General features: G+C 72.4%; 1 protein-coding gene. It reads right to left on the minus strand.

The genetic code is table 11. The features are described 5' to 3' along the window. The coding region (locus PV350_RS46380; protein ID WP_500339285.1) for a S8 family serine peptidase at window positions 1–1,976 on the minus strand (1,976 nt) is incomplete at both ends.

The raw sequence follows: 1,976 nt of genomic DNA on the forward strand, positions 1-1,976 counted from the left end.
TCGTTGGGCAGCATGGACGACTCGACCAGGCTGTCACCGAAGGACCGGTGGACGTCCAGGCGCGGTGCGACGGCGGTGGTCTGCTGCGGGGCACGCGCCAGGATCTGACGCATCTTGCGGCCGTCGAGGGTGACGGACCGGTCCTGGTCCAGCTGCACGTCGTTGAAGGCGAGCAGTGCCATGCCCAGGGAGTGCGGGCCGTTGGCGCCCCGCACGTCCGCGGTGAGCCAGCCGCTGTAGGTGCCGACGGGCAGCCGCGCGGTGCCGGTGCCGGACGCGTCGAGGTCGATCGTCGTGAAGAGGCCCTCGGCGGTCAGCATGACCCGGCCGGCCAGCGGCTTGCCCGACCGGTCCTTGGCGGTGATGGTCAGGGTCTGCCGCCGGCCTTCCTTGGCGGCGCCGATCAGCGTCTTGGCCCGGACCGTGCCGGTGCCGTCCGTGCCGGTGATCATGCCGCTGATCGACTGGTCGAGCGGCAGCCGGTCCAGGTCCGCGGTCAGGGAGACCGAGGCCGTGCCGTGCGCCGGGACGGTGACCTTGTCCTCGGAGAGGGTGAACAGCCCTGCCGGGGCCTTCGAGTCGATCGCCAGGTCCAGACCGACCGGCGCGTCGCCGGTGTTGGTGTAGGTCACCTTCTGGACGTCGGTCTCACCCGGCTTCTGCGGCCAGGCGTGGAAGCCGGAGAAGGCGCTGACGGTCGCGAAGACCGAGGTGTGGACGGCCGCCGGCGCGTCCAGCCGGCCGGCACCGGCCTCGTACGGGGAGTACGCGGGGGTGGCCTTGGCGCTGCTGACCAGCGCCTCCTTCAACTGCGGGCCGGTCCAGTCCGGGTGGGCGGCGGCCAGCAGAGCAGCGGCGCCGGCGACGTGCGGGGTCGCCATCGAGGTGCCGCTCATCGTGGTGTAGTAGCCCGAGCCCCGCTTGTAGTGGGAGCGGGCCGCCAGGATGTCGACGCCGGGCGCGGTGATCTCCGGCTTCAGCCCGGCGTCGCCGTCACGCGGGCCGGTGCTGGAGAAGTCGGCGAGGTGGTCCGCGGAGTCCACGGCGCCGACGGTCAGCGCGGAGTCCGCGGCACCCGGGCTGCCGATGGTGTGCGGGCCGCTGTTGCCCGCCGCGATGACGAACAGCGCGCCGGTCTCGCGGCTGAGCCGGTCGACCGCCTGGCTCATGGGGTCGGTGTGGTCACCGCCGCCGCCCAGGCTCATGCTGATGATCCTGGCCTTCTGGTCCCGGGCGGCCCATTCCATGCCCGCGATGATCCAGGACTCCTGGCCGCTGCCCTCGCTGTTGAGCACCTTGCCGATGTCCAGGCGGACGCCGGGGGCGACGCCCCGCTCCTTGCCGTCGGAGGCGCTGCCGGTGCCGGCGATCGTCGAGGCGACGTGGGTGCCGTGGCCCTGGTAGTCGAGGGTGTCCTGCTCGTCCGGGATGAAGCTGGCGCTGGTGTCGATCCGGTCGACGAGGTCGGGGTGTTCGGCGTCGACTCCGGTGTCGAGCACCGCGACCTTGACGCCCTCGCCGGTGTTGCCCTCCGCCCAGACCTTGTCCGCGCCGATCTGGGCGGTCGAGTCGGCCAGATCGGCCTTCACCTTGCCGTCGAGCCAGACCTTGGCGACGCCGCCCGCGAAGGCGGGCTTCGCGGACCGGGCCGCCGCACCGGCGCCGCCGGTCAGGGCCGACCAGAACGCCGGAGCCTGCTTGCGGTTCTGCGCGAGGGCCGCGCCCTGGATGCTGTCCAGCCGGTGCACGTCGCTGGAGCCCGCAATCTTCGGCAGGGTCCGGGACGTGGCCGCGGCGTCGGTGTAGCTCACGATGAGCGGCAGCCGGGAGGAGTGCGCGTCGTCGTAACCGTCGGCGATCAGCCGGGTCACGTTGAACAGCTGCTTGTCGAGCGTCCCGGCGCTGACGTAGGGCAGGACGGCGTCGGGGTACACGTAGGTGGCCCCGTCGACGACCGCCCGGTGGAATCCGGTGGT

This window comes from Streptomyces sp. PA03-6a (genome assembly GCF_033792765.1).
Lineage (GTDB): Bacteria > Actinomycetota > Actinomycetes > Streptomycetales > Streptomycetaceae > Actinacidiphila.